Here is a 21,479-nt window from a genome sequence, read left to right as displayed (position 1 = left end):
GGAAGCATGGCACTGCTGACGGCACTTCAGGGCGACCACGGCGACGCGGCGGACGCGCTGCGGATCGACGGCCGGGCGCTCTCCCGGGAGGCGCTGCTGGGCGCGGCGACCGCGGTCGCCGACCGGGTGGCCGGGGCTCCCGCGCTCGCCGTGCTCGCCCGGCCCACCCTGGAGACGGTCACCGCCGTGGTCGGCGGCCTGCTGGCGGGCGTCCCGGTGGTGCCGCTGCCGCCCGACTCGGGCCCCAAGGAGCGCGAGCACATCCTGCGCGACTCGGGCGCGGCGCTGCTGGCGCACGCAGCCGGAGAGGCCGCGCCTGACGGGGCGTCGGTGACGGCCCTGCCCGTCGACCCCGCCGAGCGCTCGTCGACCACGTTCGCCGAGCCGGCCCCCGACGCGACGGGCTTCGTGCTCTACACCTCGGGCACCACCGGCGCGCCCAAGGGTGCGGTGATCCGGCGCGCGGCGATCGCCGCCGACCTGGACGCCCTCGCCGCCGCCTGGCAGTGGACCGCCGAGGACACCCTCGTCCACGGTCTGCCGCTGTTCCACGTGCACGGACTGCTGCTCGGTGTGCTCGGCGCCCTGCGCACCGGCAGCCGGCTGGTGCACACCGGCCGGCCCACCCCGGCGGGGTACGCGGCGGCGGGCGGCAGCCTGTACTTCGGCGTGCCCACCGTCTGGTCCCGGCTGGCGGCGGATCAGGAGGCGGCCGGGCGGTTGTCCTCGGCCCGGCTGCTGGTCTCCGGCAGTGCGCCGCTGCCGGTACCGGTGTTCGAGAAGCTGGCGGCGCTCACCGGGCACGCCCCTATCGAGCGCTACGGGATGACCGAGTCGCTGATCACCGTCAGCACCAGGGCGGACGGTGAACGGCGGCCCGGCAGCGTCGGATTGCCGCTGGAGGGGGTGCGCACCCGGTTGGTCGGCGAGGACGGCGAGCCGGTGCCGTACGACGGGGAGAGCGTCGGTGAGTTGCAGGTCTGCGGCCCCACGCTGTTCAGCGGCTACCTCAACCGGCCGGATGCCGACGCCGAGGCCTGGACGGCCGACGGCTGGTTCCGCACCGGTGACGTCGCGGTGATCGGGGCGGACGGCTTCCACCGGATCGTCGGGCGCGCGTCGGTGGACCTGATCAAGAGCGGCGGCTACCGGATCGGCGCGGGCGAGGTGGAGGCCGCGCTGCGCGACCACCCGGCGGTCGCCGACGCGGCGGTGGTCGGCGCGCCGGACGAGGACCTCGGACAGGTGATCGTCGCGTACGTCATCCCCGACGGCGTTGTGACGGAGGAACAGCTGACGGCCTTCGTGGCGGAGCGGCTCTCGGTGCACAAGCGGCCGCGCCGAGTCGTGCTCGTGCCCGAACTGCCCAGGAACGCCCTGGGGAAGGTGCTGAAGAAGCAGCTGCTGGCGGAGGCCGAGGGCCGCTGATGAGGGGGCGTCGGGACGTCCCGCGGTGACGGGTGTTCATCCTGATGCGCCGTCGGCTCCCCCACCCGGAAACCTTCCTTTGGCGCACTCCACTGCGCGCAGTGAGCGGACGCGTGCATAACGTGACACGCAGGCAGAACTGAATCCCTGGGCGACATGCCGCGGCTTCCGGTCGCACGGCCGGAGGCCCCGGCATGTCGGACGGGATCTGCCGAGCCGTACGAACCGGCCGTGCCGGGGCGTACCGCGTGTCCGCAGCAGTTTCCGCAGCCGCCCGTTCGGCGGCCGTACGCCGCAGGCGTTCGCAGCAGTGAAGGAAGTCAGCAGGATGACCACCGTCAACACCGGCGCGCCGGATGTCGCCGACGAACCGACCGGGCAGCACGCCCCCGCCACCGAGGCCCGTTCCGCCAACGCCGCCCGTCCCGCGCGGGACGGGCGGATCCGCCGGGGGATCGGCATGGCGGCCATGATCGCGGTCGGCGTGGGGGCCATCGGCCTCGGCACCGGTGTGAGCCCCGCCGCGGCCGAGCGGGCGCCGGCGCACGCCGGGTGGGACGGCTCGCGGTACTGGTTCAAGGACAGCCAGGGGCAGTGGCGCTGGACCAGCCACTACAGCGTGTACCTGGCGCGGACCGGCGGCGCGGAGTCCTCCTCGAAGTCCACGCCCAAGTCCTCGTCCGCGGCGTCGTCCACGTCGTCGTCGAAGTCCTCGAACGGCGGGATCAAGCCGGGCTGGGACGGCTCGCGGTACTGGTTCAAGAACACCAAGGGGGAGTGGCGCTGGACCTCCCACTACGACGTCTACCTGCAGCGGACCGGCGGCTCCTCGGGCGGCTCCTCCTCGTCCGGTTCCTCGGGCGGCGCCTCCAGCGGCTCGGTGGCGGCGGACCGCAACGTCGAGGCGGCGGTGCAGTACGCGCTCGCCCAGCTGGGCAAGCCGTTCCGGACCGCGGGCAACGGGCCCGACGGGTACGACTGCTCGGGCCTGGTGCAGCAGTCCTTCCGGCGCGGCGGCATCGCCCTGCCGCGGGTCGCCAACGACCAGTACGCGGCCACCACGCCGATCAAGGCGAGCCAGCTGCGCCGCGGTGACCTGCTGTTCTGGTCGCCGAACGGGACCGCCCGGGGCATCCAGCACGTGGCGATCTACCTCGGCAACAACCAGTACGTGGAGGCCGCGCGGCCCGGGACGCGGATCCGGATCTCGTCGATCAGCAAGGGGTACTACCCGGCGTTCATGGGACGGCCGTAGCACATCCGATGCGGGGCGCCCGAGCCGGCGGGCCGGGTGCCCCGCACGCCTGCGGGCCGTTGCGGCCCGACGCGGGTCGGCCGGCGGTCGGTCAGCAGCCGGCAGGTCGGCAATCGGTCGGTCAGCAGCCGGTGGATCAGAGGTCCGCCGGGCGGGGAAGCGCGCCGCGGGCGCCGAGCGCGGTGACGGCGAAGGCCCCGGCGGCCACGGCCGTGGCCGCCGCCTCGGCGAGGGCCGCGCCGCGGGCGAGCCGGGCGGCGAGTGCGCCGCAGAACACGTCGCCGGCGCCGGTGGTGTCGACCACCTGGACGGCGGGTGCGGGCAGCCGGGTGAGTCCCTCCCCGGTGACGACCACGGCCCCCTCGCCGCCGAGGGTGACCACCGCCCCCTCGGCCAGCCGGGCCAGGGCACGGGCGGCCTCGGTGGCGGTGGCGGCGCCGGTGAGCTGGCGGGCCTCGACGGCGTTGGCCACCACCAAGGGGCGGCGGCCGGTGGGGCCGCGACCGGGCAGGTCGCCGGCCGGGGCGGTGTTGTGCAGCCAGCGGGTGCCCCCGTTCGGGCCCGCGGCGGGCAGGGCGGCGGCGGTGGCGCGGATGCACTCCGCGGGGACCTCGTTGCTGGTGAGCACGACATCGACCGGGAGCAGGTGGAGCCGGGCCAGGGCGGCCATGACCTCCTCCGGGGTCAGCCGGGCGTTGGCGCCGGGGACGACCACGATGCTGTTCTCCCCTCCGGGTTCGACCATGACGATCGCCTGACCGGTGGGCGCGTCGGGGTGGGTGTGCACGGCGCCCGTCTCGATCTGCGCGCCGCGCAGATCGGCGAGCGCCGCCTCCCCGTCGGCGTCGCGCCCGACCTTGGCGACCAGGTGGGTCGCGGCTCCCATCCGGGCCGCCGCCACCGCCTGGTTGCCGCCCTTGCCGCCGAACCCCAGCGTGGCGTCGGCGGCGAGGACGGTCTCGCCCGGCGCCGGGAGCACGGGGCAGCGGAGGATCCGGTCGGTGTTGACCGAGCCGATGACGATGACCCGGCCGGCGGGGAGCAGCTTCATCGTTCCTCTGTACGTGCCGGGGCGGGGGCGGCGCAAGGGGTACGCGCCGAGGCAGGCGGAGGGCGGGGAGGGCCGGCGTCGGGGGCGGGAGAGTGGACTGAGGGCGGCCGGGTCGTGGCTGGGAGGGGCGCGGGCGGCGCAAGGGCGGCGCGAGCGGCGTACGGGAGGGGCGCGCACGGGAAGTCGGCCGGTCCGACTTCCCGTGCGCAGGGGGTGGCCGCGGCGTGCGGCTTTGTTGTCGGCCGGTCCGTACATGTCCGTACCGGGCCCGTGGCCTGGGCACATGCCCCTGTCAAGGGGTGGGCCGGGGCGCGCGGGCGGGCGCGGCGAGCAGTTTTGGGGAGCGGCATCGCGCGGGTACCACCACGGGTGGCGCTGGTTCGGCCGACGGGGGCGCTGCCCGGTGCGAACGGCATCGGGGCGAGTCGAGGGCAGGGGACGTTGTGATCGTCTGGGTCAATGGCACATTCGGGGCGGGCAAGACGAGCGCCTGCCGCGAGCTGGTGGAACTGCTGCCGGGGAGCGTGCTCTTCGATCCCGAGCTGGTGGGCTTCGGGCTGCGCCGGATGCTCCCGGCCGACCGGCTGGCCACGGTGTCCGACTTCCAGGACCTCGCGGCCTGGCGCCGGCTCGTGCCCGAGACGGCGGCCGCGCTGATCGGCGAGGTCGGCGGCCCGCTGGTGGTGCCCATGACGCTGCTGAGAGAGGACTACCGGGACGAGATATTCGGCGACCTGGCCGCGCACGGGATCGCGGTGCACCACTTCGTCCTGGATCCAGAAGAAACGATCCTTCTTGACCGGATAGCGCGCCGCGAGGAGTGCCCCGGTGACCCGGAGGCCTCCGAGCGGGTCCGTACCTGGTGCTTCGAACACCTGCCCCGCTACCGGGCCGCCCGCCGCTGGCTGGTCGGCGACGCCCGGATGCTCGACACCAGCGCGCTCACCCCGCGCGAGACCGCGCACCGGATAGCCGAGCTGGTCCGGGTCGGCGACGCGCGCTGCCCGATCGTCCAGGCCCCCGACCCGACCGGGGACACCGTGGCCTCGGCCGTGCTGTTCTTCGACGAGCAGGACCGGGTACTGCTCGTCGACCCGGTCTACAAGCCCGACTGGGACTTCCCCGGCGGCGTGGTCGAACGCGGCGAGGCCCCCACCGACGCCGCCCTGCGCGAGACCGCCGAGGAGCTGGGGCTGCGGCTCGACCCCTCGGTGCTGCGCCTGCTCGCCGTCGACTGGGAGCCGCGCACCGGCCCGCGCCGCGGCGGCCTGCGGCTGATGTACGACGGCGGGCTGCTGGACGCCGCGGGCCGGCAGAACCTGTTGCTGCAGCAGGAGGAGCTGCGCGGCTGCCGGTTCGTCACGCTGGACGAGGCGGCCGACCTGCTGCCGCCGAGCCGCTACCGGCGTCTCGCGGCGGCGCTGGACGCCCGGCGCAGCGGGGAGCTGCGGTATCTGGAGGCGGGGTGCCGGGTGGCGCTCGGCCTGGCCAGTACGGCGGACGCCGTGTAGGCGCGGAGCGGACGGCCGACGCGGCGGGGAGCGCGGGCCCGGCGGAGCGGGCCGATCCGGCGGGAGGGCGGGCCCGGTGGAGGAAGGGCCCGGCCGGGCGGGCCACCGGGCGGGGAGGGCGGGGCCCTGGTTGGTCGGGCGGGCGGTGGGGGCGTCAGGATGGAGGCATGCCGTTCACGTTGAGCCACCCCGCCGCCGTCCTGCCCCTGTTGCGCGCCGCCGGGGAGCGCGGGCCGTTGGTGGCCTCGGCGCTGGTGGCCGGGTCGATGGCGCCCGACGTGCCGTTCTTCGCCGAATCCCTGCTGCCCGGGGTGTACGGGCGCGGAGGTCTGACGCACGCCTGGTGGGCGGTGCCGACGCTGGACGTGGCGATCGCCGGTGCGCTGGTGGCGGGGTGGCACGGGCTGCTGCGGGCGCCGCTGGTGGGGCTGCTGCCGGAGCGGTGGGCGGGCGGCGCGGAGGCGCTGACGGCCCGGCGGCCCGGAGGTGCGGGCGCGGCCGTGCGGGGTGTCGACGCGGCGTGGTTCCTGGTCTCGGCGGCGGTCGGCGCGGCCACCCACGTCGGCTGGGACGCGTTCACCCACGGCGGCCGGCTGGGCGTGCGGCTGCTGCCCGTACTTGACCGGAAGGTGGCCGGCGTCCCGGTCTACGAGGCGCTGCAGTACGGGAGTTCGGCGCTCGCGCTGGCCGCGATGGGCGGTTGGGCGGTGCGTGCGGTGCGGGCCGTCGAGCCGGTGCGCCCGGCGGTGCGGCTCGCGCCGCGGACCCGGCGGCTGGCCACCGCGGCGCTGGGCGCGGCGACGGCGGCCGGGGTGCTGCACCGGCTGAGCCCGCTGCGGCGCAACTTCGTCCCGGAGGTGTGCTTCGGTGCCGGGGCCGGGCTCGCCGTGGGCGCGGTCGGCTACGCGGCGGTGGTCGCGGCCGCCCGCCGGTGGCGTGGCGGGCGGCCCGGAACCGGTGCGAACTCGCGTCAGCTGGAGCGCAGTTCGGCGTAGCGGCGGAGGAACAGGGCCTCGGTGAGGGCCATCCGCTCCAGCTCCTGCGGGTCGACGCTCTCGTTGACGGCGTGGATCTGGGTGGTCGGCTCCTCGACGCCGATCAGCACGATCTCGGCCTGCGGGTAGAGCGAGCGCAGGGTGTTGCAGAGCGGGATCGAGCCGCCCTCGCCGGCCGTGACCATCGGGGTTCCGAAGGCCTCGGCCATCGCCTCGCCCATCGCCTCGTAGGCCGGGCCGTCGGTGTCGGCGCGGAACGGGGCGCCGTTGCCCTGGCGCTGGATCGTCAGCCGGGCGCCGAGCGGGACCTGCGCCTCCAGGTGGGCGACCAGGGCGTCCTGGGCGGCGTCCGAGCTCATGCCCGGCGGGACGCGCAGGCTGATCAGCGCCTTGGCGGCGGCCTGCACCGAGGAGGTGGCGCCGATCACCGGCGGGGCGTCGATGCCGAGGACGGTGACGGACGGGCGGGCCCAGAGGCGGTCGGCGACCGTGCCGGTGCCGGTCAGCTCGACGCCGTCGACCACCCTGGCGTCGGTGCGGAACTGCTCCTCCGGGTACTGCACGCCCTCCCAGGGCTGGTCGGCGGCCAGCCCGGCGACCGCGACGTCGCCGTTCTCGTCGTGCAGCGAGGCGAGCATCCGGACCAGGGACTGCAGAGCGTCCGGGGCGGCGCCGCCGAAGGCACCGGAGTGCAGGTTGCCGGCCAGGGTGGTGACCGAGGCCTCGACCACCGTCATGCCGCGCAGCGAGGTGGTCACGGTGGGCAGGCCAGGGGCGAAGTTGCCGGTGTCCCCGATCACGATGACGTCGGCGGCGAGCAGCTCGGGGTGGGCCTCGGCATAGCGCTCCAGGCCGCCGGTGCCCTGCTCCTCCGAGCCCTCCACGATGATCTTCAGGCCGACCGGGTAGCCGTCCCCGTACACCTGGCGCAGCGCCCGCAGGGCGGTCAGGTGCATCAGGATGTTGCCCTTGCAGTCGGCGGCGCCGCGCCCGTACCAGCGGCCGTCACGCTCGGTCAGTTCGAAGGCGGGGCTCAGCCAGGCGTTCTCGTCGAGCGGGGGCTGGACGTCGTAGTGCGAGTAGAGCAGGACGGTCGGGGCGCCGTCCGGGCCGGGCAGCTCGCCGTAAACGGACTGGGTGCCGTCCGGGGTGTCCAGCAGCTGGATGTTGCCCAGGCCCTCGGCGGCGAAGGCGTCGGCGACCCACTGGGCGGCCTTCTGGCACTCCTCGACCGGGAACTGGCGCGGGTCGGCGACCGATGGGAAGGCGACCAGCTCGGCGAGGTCGGTGCGGGCACGGTCCATCAGGGACCGGACGGCGTCGGCCAGGGGCTGTGACATCGGTGCTCCGAGGGGGCGGTCCGCCCGGGGGTGGTTCGGGCGGAGCAGATCGGTTGGGGTACCGCCGATCATAGGCGGAGGCGTTCGAGGGCTTCCGGGGACCATCGGGATCGGCGGGCGGTGCGGCGTCCGGGCCGGTGGCCGGACGCATAGGATTGCTCGACGTGACAGACTCCGGAAGCCCCGATTCCCGTAGCCCGCTCAACAGCCCGCTCGACGAGGCGCCGCTGCCGCCCGACGGCGTCTGGGACGTCGTGGTGGTCGGCGCCGGACCGGCCGGAGCCTCGGCCGCGTACGCCGCCGCCGCGCAGGGCCGCCGGGTGCTGCTGCTCGACAAGGCCGAGCACCCCCGCTACAAGACCTGCGGCGGCGGCATCATCGGCCCCTCCCGGGACAGCCTGCCGCCGAACTTCGAACTACCCCTGCAGGACCGGGTGTCCGCCGTCACCTTCGCCTACGACGGCCGGTACACCCGGACGCGCCGGGCCAGGCGGATGCTGTTCGGGCTGGTCAACCGGGACGAGTTCGACCTGCGCCTGGTGCAGGCGGCCAAGCAGGCCGGGGCGGTGCTGGTCACCGGGGTGACCGTCACCGGGGTCGAGCAGCGCGGAGGCGAGCACCGGACGGCGCTGGTGACGGCGGCCGACGGGCGCAGCTTCGAGGCCCGTGCGGTGGTCGGCGCGGACGGCAGCGCCAGCCGGATCGCCCGGCACGTGGGCGTCACCTTCGACCAGATCGACCTCGGCCTGGAGGCCGAGATCCCGGTGCCGCCGCAGGTCGCCGCCGACTGGTCGGGCCGGATCCACCTCGACTGGGGCCCGCTGCCCGGCAGTTACGGCTGGGTGTTCCCGAAGACCGAGACCAGCAGCCTGACCGTGGGCGTCATCTCGGCGCGCGGCGACGGCGAGCGGACCAAGCAGTACCTCGCCGACTACATCCGGCGGCTGGGCCTGTCCGGCTTCGCCCCGCGGGTCGAGTCCGGGCACCTGACCCGTTGCCGGGCGGAGGACTCGCCGCTCTCCCGCGGCCGGGTCCTGGTCGCCGGGGACGCGGCCGGGCTGCTGGAGCCGTGGACCCGCGAGGGCATCTCGTACGCGCTGCGTTCGGGCCGGCTGGCCGGCGAGTGGGCGGTGCGGGTCGCGGAGGCGGGCGACGCGGCGTCGGTGCGGCGCGAGGCGCTGAACTACGCGTTCGCGGTCAAGGCCGGGCTGGGCGTGGAGATGCGCGCGGGCAAGCAGCTGCTGGGCGCCTTCGAGCGGCGGCCGTACCTGTTCCACGCGGCGGTCTGCCTGGTGCCGGCGGCGTGGCGGGCGTTCGCCCGGACCACCCAGGGGCACACGACCTTCGCGCAGTTGCTGCGGCAGAACCGGGCGGCGCGCAAGCTGATGGCGATGGCGGCGCGGTAGCTGTTCCCGGTCGGCACGCGTGGGTGGGGCCGGCGCTGCTCCGGTGGGGGAGGAGCGTCGGCCCCGTCCGTCTTACGGGGCCCGCTGGTTGAGCCCGGTGTCGAGCGAGCTCATCAGGGTGCCGGACGGGGTGTCACCGGACATCTCCCGGACCATCGCGCCCAGCAGGTCCTTCGACTTGGGGGAGGCCGTCTTCCGGGCGATCGACCAGGGGGCGTCGAAGGTCCACCACTGGCCGTTGGCGCCCGTGCGGCCTTACGTGGCAACGGACTTGGCGTCGTGGTAGACGGTCGGTCCGGAGACGCCCGTGATGAGGTTGTCGTACCCGCGGGTGCCGGCCCCCTCCGCGAACCGGCCGGGGCCGCGCCGTAGAAATCTGTTCGCTGTCACCTGCCACCCGTCAGCTCGTCCCCGAGCACGCTGCGCCGGTACAGCACCGAGCGCCCGTGCCGGGCTCGGGTGACCAGGCCGGTGGCCGCCAGGACGGAGAGGTGCTGGCTGACCGCACCCGGGGTGACGCCGAGGCGGTAGGCGAGCTCGGTGGTGGAGGCCGGTTCGGCGAGCAGCGAGAGCAGTCGGGCCTTCGGGGCGCCGACCAGCGCCTCCAGGGCCTGCGGCGGCACCGGTGATCCCTGGCCGGCCATGCCCGCCTGCCCGCGCGCGGGGTAGCTGATCTGCGGCGCGCGGCTGCTGTCGATCATGGTGATCGCGCCCCGGACGAAGAAGGTCGGGCAGAGCACGAGCCCGCGCCCGTCCACGGCGGTCTCCACGTCCCCGTCCGTCCAGTGCCGGTTGATCGACAGCACGCCGTCCGTCCACTGCAGCCGGTGGTCCAGGTCCGTGAACAGTGCCGCCGCGCCGTGCTGGGCGAGCACCCGCGCCCGGTACACCAGGTCAGCCTCCAACACCGCGCGGGCCTGGGGCCACCAGGTGGGCGCCAGACAGACCTCCCAGTATTCCTCCAGCGCGTCGCAGATCCGCGCCAACAGCCGCTCCGGGTCCGCCAGTCCGGCTTCGAGCAGGGCGGGAAGCGGCTGCCCGTTCGGCCGGAAGGTCTGCTCCAGTTCGCCGCGTAGCAGCTCCGGCGGCAGTCCGCGGACGGTGGCCAGCTCGGTGCGGAACTCGGGCGCGGGGGCGGACGGGCGGGGCGTCAGGAAGTCGGGGACCCAGCGGTTGTCGGCGACCAGTGACAACAGCAGCCGGGAGTCCAGGCGCTCGAACGAGGGCCGGAGCTGCTCGAAGGCCCGGCTCTGCAGCCGGTACACGCCGGGGTGGCTCCACATCCGCAGGCTGAGCGTGGCCTCCAGGATCGGCGAGTAGGCGAACCAGGTGCTGGCGAGGTCGGCCAGGCGGAGCGTGAAGCGGTGCACGGGCGTTCTCCTCCCGATGCCGACGTCCGACGCCGACGCGAGGTCCGGCTACCAGCTGCCGACCCGCAGAGATTTAGCCAGAGCCTAAAGGAGTACCTGCTCCACCCCGGACGGCGGTGGAATCGACGGCATGACCACCTCACCGGCGGAGTCCTCCGCCCCGTCCTTCGCCATGCCCGAACCCGGCCGGTCCGGCCGCCTGCCCGAGGCCCTCCGGCGCCGCTTGCACCCCGATCCGACGGTCCGTCGGCTCGCCGGGATCACCCTGGTCAACACGGTCGGCAACGGCCTCTCGTTGTCCGTCGCGGTGCTGTTCTTCACCCGGGTGCTCGGCCTGAGCGCCGCCCAGCTGGGGTTCGGGATGACCGCCGCCGGCCTCTGCGGGGTCGTCGCCAGCGTGCCGGCCGGTCGGGCTGCCGACCGCTGGGGTGCCCGCAGGGTCCTGGTGGCGCTGGTCTCGGCGGAGGCGGTCGGCACCGCGGGGTACGTGTTCGTGCACAGCTATCCGGCCTTCGTGGTCCTGGCCTGCGCCGTCTCCGCCGTCGACCGGGGATCGTCCGCGGCCCGGAACGCGCTCTACGCCGAGGTGCTGCCCGCCGACCGCCGGGTGGCCGGCCGGGCCCACCTGCGGGTGGTGACCAACATCGGCATCTGCCTGGGGACGGGACTCGGCGCGATCGCGCTCCAACTCGACACCCGGGCGGTCTACCTGTCGGCGATCCTGGCCGACGCCGTCTCCTACGTGGCCGTCGCGTTCCTGCTCCACCGGCTGCCGGTGGTGGCGGCGCCGGCAGCGGCCTCGGTGGCGGCCGAGTCCCGGGACCGGGCCGGTACGCCTGGCGTGTCCGGCACCGAGGGCGGCTCCGGCGCCGCGGCCAGGTCCGGCGCCGCGAACCCTTCGGATCCCGTCGACAAGGGCGTCAAGCAGGGCCGGGGCAATCCGGCGCTGCGCGACGGCCCCTTCCTGGCCGTGACCGCGCTGTGCTCGGTGCTCGGCCTGCAGTTCGCCGTCCTGGAGGTCGGCGTGCCGCTGTGGATCGTCCAGCAGACCGCCGCGCCGCGGATCACCGTCGCGGGCAGCCTGGTCGTCAACACCCTGATGGTGATCGCCCTCCAGGTGCGGGCCACCCGCGGCACCGAGGAGCGGACGGCCGCCGCCCGGGCGTGCCGTCGTGCCGGGCTGCTGCTCGCCGCCTCCTGCCTGGTCCTCGCCCTGGCGCACGGACTGCCCGGGATCCTCGCCGCGGTTGTGGTGCTGGCGGGGATCGCGCTGCAGTCGCTCGCCGAGGTGATGGGCCAGGCGGGCGGCTGGGCACTGAGCTACGACCTCGCGGGCGAGCGCGGCCACGGCGCCTACCAGGGAGTGTTCAACGCGGGTACGGCCGCCGCGCTGATGGCCGGTCCGGCGCTGGTCAGCACCGCGGTGATCGGCTACGGGCCGGCCGGCTGGGCCGTCCTGGGCGCGGTGCTCGCGGCGGCTGGCCTGGCGATGGGCCACGCCGTCCGGTGGGCCGGACGGCGGGACGCACGGCTGCCGGCGGCGTGACGCCCGGGATGCGGACCGCCTGACCCGCCGCGGCCCCGTGACGCGCCGCGACCCTGTGCCTGGCCGGCGGCTACGCCCGGACGATCGCCATCGCCTCGATCTCGATCAGTACATCCGGCCGGAACAGCGCGGCGACCTGCACCGCGGAGGCCGCCGGGAGCGGAAGGTCGCCCAGGTACTCGTCGCGGGCCTCCCGGATCGCCGGCAGGTGGGCGATGTCGGTCATGAAGAAGGTGAACTTGACGACGTCCGAGAAGTCGGCCCCGGCGGCGGCGAGGCAGCGGCTCAGGTTCTCGAAGACCTGGCGGGCCTGCGCCTTCGGGTCACCCGCGCCGACCAGGTTCCGGTGCTCGTCGAAGGCGACCTGCCCGGAGACCTGGACCAGTCGACCGCTGCCGGTGACGACTTGGGTGTAGCCGGTCCCGGGGGCGACGCCGGGCGGCTCGGTGATGTGGGTGAGGTGCTTGGTGGTCATGGCGCACGATCGTGCGGCATCGCCCGCCGGTGCCGCAAGCGATGACGCCGGCCGATCGACCCGGCGCACCCAACCGGCGCCGTCAGCACACCACTTCGGGCAGCTCGCGCAGGAACGGCACGTCGGTGCCGGTCAGTTGGGTGGCCGGACCGGAGGAGCGCAGCACCACGTCCAGGACGTCCTCCGGCCCGGCGGCGTAACCCCCGCTGGCCCAGGCGGCGTTGGCCTCCACCACCGCCCACCCGTGGTCCGTCGGCCCGACGTCCACCACCACCGCGCTCGGCAGCGGCGCTTGCGCGGCCGAGGCGACCAGCACATCACGGGCGAAGGCCAGTACCTGGGAGCCGTCCCGCCCGAGCGGTGCCACGGACAGGTCGCCGTCCACCGCGTAGCGCGAACCGGCCCGCACCATGCCGTCCAGGACGAACAGCCGGTACTCCGCGCGGAACCGCACCACCTCGCTCACCAGCACCGGCGTGTCGCCGTCCAGCAGCTCGGGACCGGGCAGCGCGCCGCCGTCGAGGTAGACCCGGGCGGGGAACAGCTTGTCCGCCGGGGGCTTCACGAAGGCCGGGCCGCGCAGCGCACGGGCCTCGGCCAGCGTCGTCGCGGACACCCGGCGGCCGGTCAGCGCGCGCGGCAGCCTGGCCAGCCAGTCCTCGGCGGGCTCCAGCAGGGCGAGCCCGAGCTCCCGGCCGACCGCGTCGGCGAACAGCGGCCCGCCGTACACGTGGACCGGCGCGCCGAGCAGTTCGCGCGGTGCGCGCCAGGAGGCGGCGGTGCGAGCCCGCAGGCCGCGCAGCCCGGCGGCGGTGCGCAACTGGAGACCGGTCTCGTTGATGCGCGGGCGAGCAGCAGGACCGGGGCTTCGGTGGTCATGGCGCCCATGCTGCCCGGCGGCGGACGGCCGCGACCAGCGGTTTTCCGTCCCTCCGGCGGCCGCTGCGCTCCGCCGGGCAGCGGCCGGCTCTGGCCGAGGGGCGGGTGGGCGTGCCAGAGTCGTGCGGGCGCGGTCCGGGCACCCCGGACCGCGCCCGCAGTCCGACCCACCCTCAGCCGGAAGGCAGGCCCACGCCGATGACCAGCGCAGAGCCCCTCGTCCGCGTCACCACCGCCGACGCCGTCACCACGCTCACCCTCGACTCGCCGCACAACCGCAACGCGCTCTCCTCCCGCCTGATGTCCGAACTGCACGCCGGACTGGCGGTGGCCGCGGCGAACCAGGACGTCCGCGCGGTGGTGCTCACCCACACCGGCAAGGTGTTCTGCGCGGGCGCGGATCTCTCCGAGGCGACCGGCGCGGACCCGACCGTGGGCCCGCGCGGCCTGGTCGAGCTGCAGAAGGCGATCGTGGACTGCACCAAGCCGGTGATCGCCGTGGTCGACGGGCACGCCCGGGCCGGCGGCCTCGGTCTGATCGGCGCGGCAGACCTCGCCGTCGCCGGACCGGCCGCGACCTTCGCCTTCACCGAGGTCCGCCTCGGCCTCGCGCCCGCCGTCATCTCGCTGCCGCTGCGCCCCAAGCTGGAGCCGCGTGCCGCCTCCCGCTACTACCTCACCGGCGAGGTCTTCGACGCCGCCGAGGCGGCCCGGATCGGGCTGATCACCCAGGCCGCCGGGTCCACCGAGGACACCGGCGTGGTGCTGAAGGGCCTGCTGGACGCGTTGCGCCAGGGCTCACCGCAGGGGCTGGCGGAGTCGAAGCGCCTGGCCAACGCCGAGGTGGTGCGGTCCTTCCAGCGGGACGCGGACGAGCTGGTGCAGCTGTCCGCGCTGCTGTTCGGTTCGGCGGAGGCGCAGGAGGGGATGCGGGCTTTCCTGGAGAAGCGGCCGGCGGCCTGGGTTCGCTGAGCCGTAGGGGCGGCGGGTGGCTCGAGGCTTGAGGCGTGACGTGAGGCTGGTCGTTTGTGGCCGGTGTCCCGTGGCCGACCCGCCCGGCCCATGACTGCCTGCCCGGCCGATGACCTGCCCGGCCGATGACCTGCCCGGCCGACGACCGGGCAGGTCGACGTGGGGTCAGCGGATGGCCGCGCCGTCCCGCCAGAGGTCGAGCAGGCCCCGGTCGCCGCTGAGTTCGACCGGCCCGGTCTGCGCCTGCCGCTCGGCCTGTTCGACCGTCAGCCGGTTCCAGAGCAGCAGGTAGAGCTCGTGGGCCGGGCCGGTGATGATCAGGTCGGCCGGCTCGGGGCTCTCCTCGGTGGTGACGGCGAGCGGCTCGCGGGAGACGGTCAGGCGCCAGGAGCCCGGGCCGTCGGTGGCCCGGATCCGGACGGTGCGGGGGCCGTCGCAGTGCACCTTCGCCCGGCCGCGGGCCATGAAGCCGCGCAGCAGTTCGTCGATGCCGTCCAGAGCGAACGCGGGGTCCACGGCCGGGCCCGGGGAGCCGGCCGCCGCGTCGGCGTCGAAGCGGTGGACGGCGGTCTCGTGGGCCTGGCGGCGGGCCCAGAAGGCCAGCGGGCTGGGTGCGGGCAGGAAGCTCCAGCACTCGAGGTCGGCCGGGGCCTCCGACAGCGTCGTCACCAGCGCCGCGTGGCCTTCGCGGAACCAGTCGAGCAGCGCGGCGTCCGAGGGGTCCGGGCCGATGACGGCCTGGGCGCCGGCCTCGTCCAGCACGGCGTCCAGCCCCTGCGACGGGTAGGCGGCGGCCCAGCGGTGGACCTGGCCGACGTGCCGCACCAGGTCGCTCAGCCGCCAGTCCGGGCAGGTCGGGACGGGGGCGGCGAGGTCGGTGCGGGCGGCGGCGTCGGCCAGCAGAACGCCCTCGCGGCGCAGCGCGTCGATGTGCTCGGAGATCTCCATGCGGCGGAGTCTTTCACCTGGGTCCGACAGCGGTGGCGGATTCCGGACGGCCGGGACCGGGACCGGGGGCGGGGCGGGCGCGGGGTGCACGGCGGCGGGTGGTGGGTGGCCGGTGGGAGCGGGTGCGCGGAGGCCGGTAGGGCGGTCTGCGGTGGCGGGTGAGGCTGACTGCCGGGACGGGTGTGAACGGGTGTGATGTCGGCCTCCCGACGGACGGGCGGACCCTACGGGCCGGTAACGTGAGCGCATGCCGATAACCCGTTCCCTCCTCTCCACCGTCCGGACCGGTGGCCGCCGGGCCGCCGGACGCCTCGTCCACCGGGGCTGGCGCTGGATGCAACGGACCGGCGCGGTGACCAACCGGAACCCGGGACCGTACCGGTTCGGCGAGCTGGGCGACGGCACGACCCTCGCCTTCCCGCTCGGGGCGGTGTTCAACGAGCAGTGGATCACCATCGGACCGTTCTCGATCATCGGCGAGCGGGTCACCATCAGCGCGGGGTTCCTGCCCGGGCTCGACCTCGGGCCGGAGCCGATCGTGCGGATCGGCGGCGGGTGCGTGATCGGCCGGGACAGCCACATCGTGGGCCACCAGTCGATCGTCATCGGCGACGACGTCTGGACCGGCCCCGGCGTGTACGTCAGCGACCAGGCGCACGAGTACCGCGACACCGAGCTGCCGATCGGCAAGCAGTGGCCGCGCAACGAGCCGGTGGAGATCGGCGCGGGCAGCTGGATCGGCACCGGTGCCGTGATCATGCCGGGGGCGCGGATCGGGCGCAACGTGGTGGTCGCGGCGGGCGCGGTGGTGCGGGGCGAGGTGCCCGACCACAGCGTGGTCGCAGGCGCCCCGGCCAAGGTGGTCCGCCGCTGGAGCGAGGAGGAGGGCTGGCAGCCGCCGCTGCGCCACGAACCGCCCCGGCCGGTGCCGGACGGGGTGACCGCGGAGCAACTGCGCGCCCTGGTCGGATGGGACCTCCGGTTGCCGGGCGAGCAGCAGGCCTGAGGATCGCTTTGTCGAGCTTTTAGATTGGTCCTCCTGAATCCTGATGGTTCGTCGGCTAGGGTGCCGTTCGTTCGAAGATCACCATGACTTCGGACGAACGATCCATCGAACGGGGGACCTCCATGCGTAACCGTCTCGTCGGCGGGCTCGTCACCGCCGGTCTCGTGCTGGCGGCCGGGCTCGCGACCGCGCCCACCGCCTCGGCACAGGCCTCGCAGTACTGCGGCTACACCGGCTCCGAGCCCACGCTGCGTTCCACCGCCACCGGTAGCGCGGTGAAGCAGCTCCAGTGCGAACTCGACCACGTCCCGTACTCGTTCGGGAGCCCGAAGCTGGACGTGGACGGTCTCTGGGGTCCGGCGACCGACTCGGCCGTGTGGACCTTCCAGCGCTGTGCCGGCATCGGACAGGACGGCGTGGTCGGGCCGCAGACCTGGTCCACGCTGGACAGCTGGGTGGGGGCCCACTCCAACCTGAACTGCTGAGCACCGGCGCGTCACCGCTGCCCGCGCCGCCTTCGGTATCCGGTGGTGCGGGCGACGTCATTTTTTCATAACTGGCCTGCGGGGGAAGGCGGTTCGGTCGGCCGCCGGGCCGAGCCCGACTGCTCGGCGGTCCGTGCGGCGATGGCGGCGGTGATCCGCAGCACGTCGGCCGGGCGGGCCGGGTCCAGACCGGTGAGGACGGCGATCCGGCGCAGCCGGTAGTCGACGGTGTTCGGGTGCAGGTGCAGGGCGCCGGCGGTGTGGCGGCGGTTGAGGCCGCCGGCCAGGTGGGTGCGCAGGGTGGTGAGCAACTCCCCGCCGTCTGCGAGCGGTTCGAGCAGTGCGGCGAGCCGGGAGCGGGCCCGGCTGGGCCGGGTCAACTGGTACTCCAGCAGTACGTCGTCCAACCGGTGCAGCCCGGGCGGCAGGCCGAACGCCCTCGCCACATCCAGGACTTCGTACGCGAGCGCGGCGGCGCCGGACACCTCGGCCGGTACCGCGGCGGCCGCTCCGGCCAGCACGGGGACACCGGCGGCGCGGGCCGCGGCGGCGAGTGCTGCGGAGAGTTGGGGCCACAGCTCGTCCGCGACTCTCCCGTCGGTCGGATCGGTGGTCGGATCCGGCGCGGTGTCGAGCGGGACGAGCACCAACCCGCCGGACGGAGTGAGCGCGGTGAGCGCCGACTGCCGGGTGCGGTGGTCGAGTTCGGCTCCGAAGCGGCGGAGCTTGCGGCGGGCCGCGATGCCCGGGTCGATGCCGGGCGAGTACTCGTCCGGATGGTCGGCGAGGGACAGGCAGAGCACGGCGTAGCCGGCCGGAAGTTCCGTTCCGGCCCGGGCGGCGGCCTCCTCGGTGGGGGTTCCGGCGAGCAGCGCGGTGAGCAGGGACTGCCGGGCGGTGGAACGGCGGTCGCCGGCCGAGCGCTGCCCGTCGAGGTAGCCGACACCGGCGGCGATCGCGGCCCGGCGCAGCTGGTCGAGCAGCAGGCGGTTGAGCAGCAACAGGTCGGCGGCGTCACCGGCGTGGGCGTCCCGGGTGAGGAACTCCCAGCAGACCTCCAGCCCGAGGTGGTGGGCGAGCAGGACGGCGTCCAGCGGCAGGCCCTCCTCGGCGCGGCGGGCAGCGGCCTCCCGTACGTCGGTGAACTCCTCCGCGGGGGCGGGGAGCCCGGTGCGGACGGCGTGGGCGAGGGCGCGGATGCGGCGTTCGGCATCCCGGGTGAGCTCACCGGTGAGCTGTTCGCGAGGGAGGCGGCGGTAGACCGGCACGCGGTCCAGCAGAGCGGCGACCAGGCGCGTGGCCAACTCGCGGGCGCCGCCGATGAGTCGCTGGTCGGCGGGGAGTCCGCCGATCACCGGGACGTGCCACCGGGTGGGGTGGTCGGTGACCGTCGGGTGGTCGGTGACCGTGGAGGAGGAGTCGGCGGGGGAGTCGGAGGAGGGGGCGGCGGGGCGGGTCGTGGGCGCTGCGGCGGGGCGGGCCGTAGGGGAGCAGTGGGGTGCGTTGTGACCGGTCACAGAGAACACCGTCCAGGTCTGGGGAACGCCCAAGGGCCGGGCCGGAGGGGCGACCGCATCATTGAGCCACTCGGGTTACCTGTTGGTAACAAACTTCCGCCGTGGAGGCAACAGTTGAGGACCCCACTTCTCTGCTTCTCCGCAACTCCGTTGCGCCGTCGGCTCGGAGGGGCCTTCGGTGCGGCCGTACTCGCCGGCGCGCTGATGGTCGGTGCGGCGGCGCCCGCTTCGGCGGCGCCCGCCTCGGCGCCCGCAGCGGCTCCGGCCGTCGCCGCCGCGGCCGAACTCCCGCCCGACGGTGACACGGTGGCCTCGCCGCCCGGTGCCAACGACTGGAGCTGCCGACCGTCCGCCGCGCACCCCGACCCCGTGGTGCTGGTGCACGGCACCTTCGCCAACCGCTACGAGAACTGGCTGGCGCTGTCCCCGTTGCTGAAGGGCCTGGGCTACTGCGTCTTCGCCCTCGACTACGGCACCGTCCCCGGCATCACCTCCACCGGCAGCGGACTGCTGCTGCCGATCGGCGGCCTCGGGGCGGTACCCGCCTCTGCGGCCCAACTCGCCCGCTTCATCGATCTGGTGAGGACCGCGACCGGCGCGGCCAAGGTCGACATCGTCGGGCACTCGCAGGGCGGCATGCTGCCGAACTACTACCTGAAGTTCCTCGGCGGGGCCTCGAAGGTGGACAAGCTGATCGGCCTGGCGCCGTCCAACCACGGCACCACCCTCGACGGGATCACCAAGCTGGCGCCGTACTTCCCCGGGGTGGCCGACCTGATCTACACCGTCTGCCAGGCCTGTCGTGACCAGGCGGTGGGCTCCGACTTCAACACCGCCATGGCCTCGCGGCCGGACACCGTGCCGGGCGTGCACTACACGGTGATCTCGACCGTGTACGACGAGGTCGTCACCCCCTGGCGGACACAGTTCCTGAACGGGCCGGACGTGGACAACGAGGTACTGCAGGACCACTGCCCGGTCACGCTGGCCGAGCACGTGGCGATCGCCTTCTCGCCGACGGCGCTGCACCTGGTGACCAACGCCCTGGACCCGGCGCACGCCACGCCGGTGTTCTGCGGCTGACGGATCGCTCGCCGTCTGTGCGGCAGGCGCCGCTGCCCGTGCCCCCGGTCGCTCCGGGGGCACGGGCAGTGCGTTGCTCAGCTCGTGCCGGCGGCGTGGGCGTGGGCGGAGGTGGCGGTGGCGGTGCGGAAGGTGATGACGGCCGTGACACCGTGGGGCCGGAGCTGGTGCGTGCCGGGTGCGTCGAGCAAGGCGGCGTCGTAGCGGGTCAGTTCGCCGTCGTCGACGGTGGCCGAACCTGCGAGGCAGACCAGCAGCACGGTGGCGGCGGACGGGACCTGGACGGCGCCGGGCTCGGTGACCAGGTCCACGGCGGCCTCGACCCGGCCGCGTCGGGTCATCACGTTGAAGTCCACCACCGGACCGCCCAGCAGTCGGCAGTCGGTGGCGGCGTCGCCCGGGAAGGCGAACGGGCGGAACGGGGCATCGACGGACCGCTCGACGCCGTCCACGGTGAGCGCCATGCCCGCGCCCTCGATCAGGGTGATCACCCGGTCGATCCCGGGGAACGGCGAGAAGGGCCCGGCCGAGGCCACGTCGGCGAGGCTCACCCGCCAGTCGAAGTCGTTCAGGCCGGCCCCGGCGGGGAACCCGGCCACTTCCCTGGTCACCCCGCCCCCGTTGAGCCACGGGGTGGCCGGGCGCTCGCTCGCCCGCAGTACCTGGATGCGTCCGGTGGTGGTCATGGAGTCGCATCCTGCCATTTGTGCGGCGGATCCGTGAGGGGCGGGGCGGGGAAGGGGCGAAGCAGGCGCAGGCCGGGAAACAGATGACAGCGAACGGATGACAGATGATGAAATCTGTCATCCGTTCGCTGTCATCTGTCATCTGTCAGCCGCGCCGCCCGACCGCGAACGGCAGCAGCGCCGCCGTCGTGGCCGCGACCGCGACCGTCGTGAGGGCCAGCGGCAGTCCGGCCGCGTCGGCGAGGAAGCCGATCACCACCGGCCCGATGAGCATCCCCCCGTACCCGAGCGTCGAGGCCAGCGCGACGCCCTGGGGTCCGCCCGCCGCGCCGGCGCGGGCGATCGCGAGCGGGAACAGGTTGGCCAGCCCCAGGCCGACCAGGATGAACCCCCCGATGGCCAGCGGCACGGCCGGGGCCAGAGCGGCGACCAGCATGCCGGCCGCCGCGGTCAGCCCGCCGAGCAGCATCAGCCGGTTCTGGCCGAGCCGTATGGACAGCCAGGTGCCGCCCACCCGCCCACTGGTCATGGCGAAGGCGTACGCGGCGTACCCGGCGGCGGCCGTCCCGGCGCTCGCGTGCACGTCGTCGGTGAGGTGGAGGGTGGTCCAGTCGGCGATCGCGCCCTCGCCGTACGCCGTGCACAGCGCCGTGAACCCGAGCATCAGCACCAGCAACCGGACGGGTGCCCCGGTCGGGCGGACCGTGGAGTTCTCGGCAGGGCCCACGGCCACGCCACCCTCACCGGACCCGCGGTCGGACCCGCCGCCGGCGTCGGCGGCGGACCCGGCGGCGGACCCGGCACCGCCGCGCTCCGGTGCGACCATCGGCGCCGCCGGGCTGCGCAGCAGCACGATGCCCGCGCCGACGGTGACGGCCAGCCCAAGCAGCCCGCCGAGCGCGAGCGCCCAAGCGGTGGTCAGCCGGTCGGCGAGCAGTCCGCCGAACCCGGCGCCGACCAGGCCGCCCAGGCTGTACCCGGCGTGGAAGCTGGGCATGACGGGCCGCCGCAGCTGCGCCACCAGGTCGACGGCGGCGCTGTTCATGGCGACGTTGGCCCCGCCGTACCCGGCGCCGAACAGCAGCAGCACGGCGCCGAGCGACAGCACCGAGTGGGCGTGCGCCGGCAGCGGTACGGCGAGACCGAGCAGGGCGAGCGAGCCGACGGTGACCGGCCTCGAGCCGTACCGGAGACAGAGCCGCCCGACCACCGGCATGGTGAGCACGGCGCCGATGGAGAGGCAGAGCAGGGCGAGCCCGAGCGCGCTGTGTGAGGCGCTGACCTGGCTCCGGATGTCGGGGATGCGGACGACCCAGGCGGCGAACAGGAAGCCGTCGACGGCGAAGAAGGCGGTGAGTGCGAGCCGTGCGGCGCCCCAGGGCCTGTCGGGCGCCAGAGTTGTGCTGCGAGACTGGGAGGAGGATTCGTCGGTGTGGCAGTGGGAACGGATTTTGTTTCGAAGCGGCACAAAGTAACAATAGGGGCGTGCAGCTCTCACCCTCAAGCCCGCGGCCCCGCTCCGGGAC

19 protein-coding genes are annotated in these 21,479 nt (G+C 74.7%); 10 read left to right on the top strand and 9 right to left on the bottom strand.

The annotated features are described in order from the left end of the window. Positions 1-6: 6 nt before the first annotated feature. Together BOQ63_RS11735 and BOQ63_RS11730 are read left to right on the top strand one after the other, a co-directional pair. Positions 7-1,428, top strand: coding sequence for an acyl-CoA synthetase (locus BOQ63_RS11735; RefSeq protein WP_030288556.1), 1,422 nt, complete (start codon positions 7-9; stop codon positions 1,426-1,428). A 328-nt stretch (positions 1,429-1,756) separates the two neighbouring features. Then, entirely contained in the window at positions 1,757-2,683 is a 927-nt protein-coding gene (locus BOQ63_RS11730; protein ID WP_072654197.1) for a C40 family peptidase, read from the top strand. Positions 2,684-2,819: 136 nt separating this feature from the next. On the opposite strand, the gene BOQ63_RS11725 is transcribed toward BOQ63_RS11730, so the two are convergent. After that, a complete protein-coding gene (locus BOQ63_RS11725) occupies positions 2,820-3,734 on the bottom strand; it encodes a PfkB family carbohydrate kinase (RefSeq protein ID WP_150475817.1) in 915 nt (304 codons plus the stop codon). A gap of 443 nt (positions 3,735-4,177) precedes the next feature. Between BOQ63_RS11725 and BOQ63_RS11720 the strand changes: the two genes are divergently transcribed. After that, positions 4,178-5,245: an NUDIX hydrolase gene (locus BOQ63_RS11720; RefSeq protein ID WP_030288564.1), complete on the top strand. Its 1,068-nt coding sequence runs from the start codon at positions 4,178-4,180 to the stop codon at positions 5,243-5,245. Positions 5,246-5,412: 167 nt separating this feature from the next. Then, positions 5,413-6,240 carry a DUF4184 family protein gene (locus BOQ63_RS11715; protein ID WP_150475816.1) on the top strand — a complete coding sequence of 276 codons (828 nt, stop codon included), beginning with the start codon at positions 5,413-5,415 and terminating at the stop codon, positions 6,238-6,240. Here BOQ63_RS11715 and BOQ63_RS11710 read toward each other — a convergent pair. Beyond that, positions 6,216-7,580, bottom strand: a complete 1,365-nt coding sequence (locus tag BOQ63_RS11710; protein WP_072654195.1) for a dipeptidase — start codon at positions 7,578-7,580, stop codon at positions 6,216-6,218. The two genes, BOQ63_RS11715 and BOQ63_RS11710, sit on opposite strands and share 25 nt — an antisense overlap. Before the next feature lie 227 nt (positions 7,581-7,807). Between BOQ63_RS11710 and BOQ63_RS11705 the strand changes: the two genes are divergently transcribed. Beyond that, entirely contained in the window at positions 7,808-8,986 is a 1,179-nt protein-coding gene (locus BOQ63_RS11705; protein WP_033354918.1) for a geranylgeranyl reductase family protein, read from the top strand. A 386-nt stretch (positions 8,987-9,372) separates the two neighbouring features. Here BOQ63_RS11705 and BOQ63_RS11700 read toward each other — a convergent pair whose 3' ends face one another. Beyond that, complete coding sequence (locus BOQ63_RS11700) at positions 9,373-10,356, bottom strand: ArsR/SmtB family transcription factor (protein ID WP_030288570.1); 984 nt, start codon at positions 10,354-10,356, stop codon at positions 9,373-9,375. Between the two features lie 130 nt (positions 10,357-10,486). Here BOQ63_RS11700 and BOQ63_RS11695 point away from each other — a divergent pair, with 130 nt between their 5' ends. Then, on the top strand, positions 10,487-11,902 hold the full coding sequence (locus BOQ63_RS11695; protein WP_072654194.1) for an MFS transporter: 1,416 nt from the start codon (positions 10,487-10,489) through the stop codon (positions 11,900-11,902). A gap of 70 nt (positions 11,903-11,972) precedes the next feature. Here BOQ63_RS11695 and BOQ63_RS11690 read toward each other — a convergent pair whose 3' ends face one another. Next, positions 11,973-12,377: a RidA family protein gene (locus BOQ63_RS11690; RefSeq protein WP_072654193.1), complete on the bottom strand. Its 405-nt coding sequence runs from the start codon at positions 12,375-12,377 to the stop codon at positions 11,973-11,975. 82 nt (positions 12,378-12,459) lie between these two features. Further along, a complete protein-coding gene (locus BOQ63_RS11685; protein WP_223885906.1) occupies positions 12,460-13,197 on the bottom strand; it encodes an ATP-grasp domain-containing protein in 738 nt (245 codons plus the stop codon). Positions 13,198-13,454: 257 nt separating this feature from the next. Here BOQ63_RS11685 and BOQ63_RS11680 point away from each other — a divergent pair, with 257 nt between their 5' ends. Next, complete coding sequence (locus tag BOQ63_RS11680; protein WP_030288576.1) at positions 13,455-14,228, top strand: enoyl-CoA hydratase family protein; 774 nt, start codon at positions 13,455-13,457, stop codon at positions 14,226-14,228. Positions 14,229-14,393: 165 nt separating this feature from the next. On the opposite strand, the gene BOQ63_RS11675 is transcribed toward BOQ63_RS11680, so the two are convergent. Further along, positions 14,394-15,176, bottom strand: a complete 783-nt coding sequence (locus tag BOQ63_RS11675) for a maleylpyruvate isomerase family mycothiol-dependent enzyme (RefSeq protein WP_072654191.1) — start codon at positions 15,174-15,176, stop codon at positions 14,394-14,396. 247 nt (positions 15,177-15,423) lie between these two features. Here BOQ63_RS11675 and BOQ63_RS11670 point away from each other — a divergent pair, with 247 nt between their 5' ends. Both BOQ63_RS11670 and BOQ63_RS11665 read left to right on the top strand, forming a co-directional pair. After that, complete coding sequence (locus BOQ63_RS11670; RefSeq protein WP_030288579.1) at positions 15,424-16,182, top strand: acyltransferase; 759 nt, start codon at positions 15,424-15,426, stop codon at positions 16,180-16,182. A 122-nt stretch (positions 16,183-16,304) separates the two neighbouring features. After that, entirely contained in the window at positions 16,305-16,667 is a 363-nt protein-coding gene (locus BOQ63_RS11665) for a peptidoglycan-binding domain-containing protein (RefSeq protein WP_072654190.1), read from the top strand. 65 nt (positions 16,668-16,732) lie between these two features. On the opposite strand, the gene BOQ63_RS11660 is transcribed toward BOQ63_RS11665, so the two are convergent. Next, on the bottom strand, positions 16,733-18,184 hold the full coding sequence (locus BOQ63_RS11660; RefSeq protein ID WP_223885905.1) for a PucR family transcriptional regulator: 1,452 nt from the start codon (positions 18,182-18,184) through the stop codon (positions 16,733-16,735). A 204-nt stretch (positions 18,185-18,388) separates the two neighbouring features. Between BOQ63_RS11660 and BOQ63_RS11655 the strand changes: the two genes are divergently transcribed. After that, entirely contained in the window at positions 18,389-19,267 is an 879-nt protein-coding gene (locus BOQ63_RS11655) for an esterase/lipase family protein (protein WP_150476356.1), read from the top strand. Positions 19,268-19,344: 77 nt separating this feature from the next. On the opposite strand, the gene BOQ63_RS11650 is transcribed toward BOQ63_RS11655, so the two are convergent. Both BOQ63_RS11650 and BOQ63_RS11645 read right to left on the bottom strand, forming a co-directional pair. Next, the gene (locus BOQ63_RS11650) at positions 19,345-19,953 is read right to left on the bottom strand and encodes a HutD/Ves family protein (protein ID WP_072654187.1); all 609 of its coding nucleotides are present in this window, start codon (positions 19,951-19,953) and stop codon (positions 19,345-19,347) included. A 145-nt stretch (positions 19,954-20,098) separates the two neighbouring features. Beyond that, positions 20,099-21,421 (bottom strand): MFS transporter, encoded by a 1,323-nt coding sequence (locus BOQ63_RS11645; protein WP_072654186.1) that lies wholly within the window; start codon positions 21,419-21,421, stop codon positions 20,099-20,101. Between the last annotated feature and the right edge of the window lie 58 nt (positions 21,422-21,479).

Origin of the sequence: Streptomyces viridifaciens, from assembly GCF_001888885.2 — a bacterium.
Classification (GTDB): Bacteria; Actinomycetota; Actinomycetes; order Streptomycetales; family Streptomycetaceae; genus Kitasatospora; species Kitasatospora aureofaciens.
This window is presented reverse-complemented; position numbering and strand designations above follow the sequence as displayed.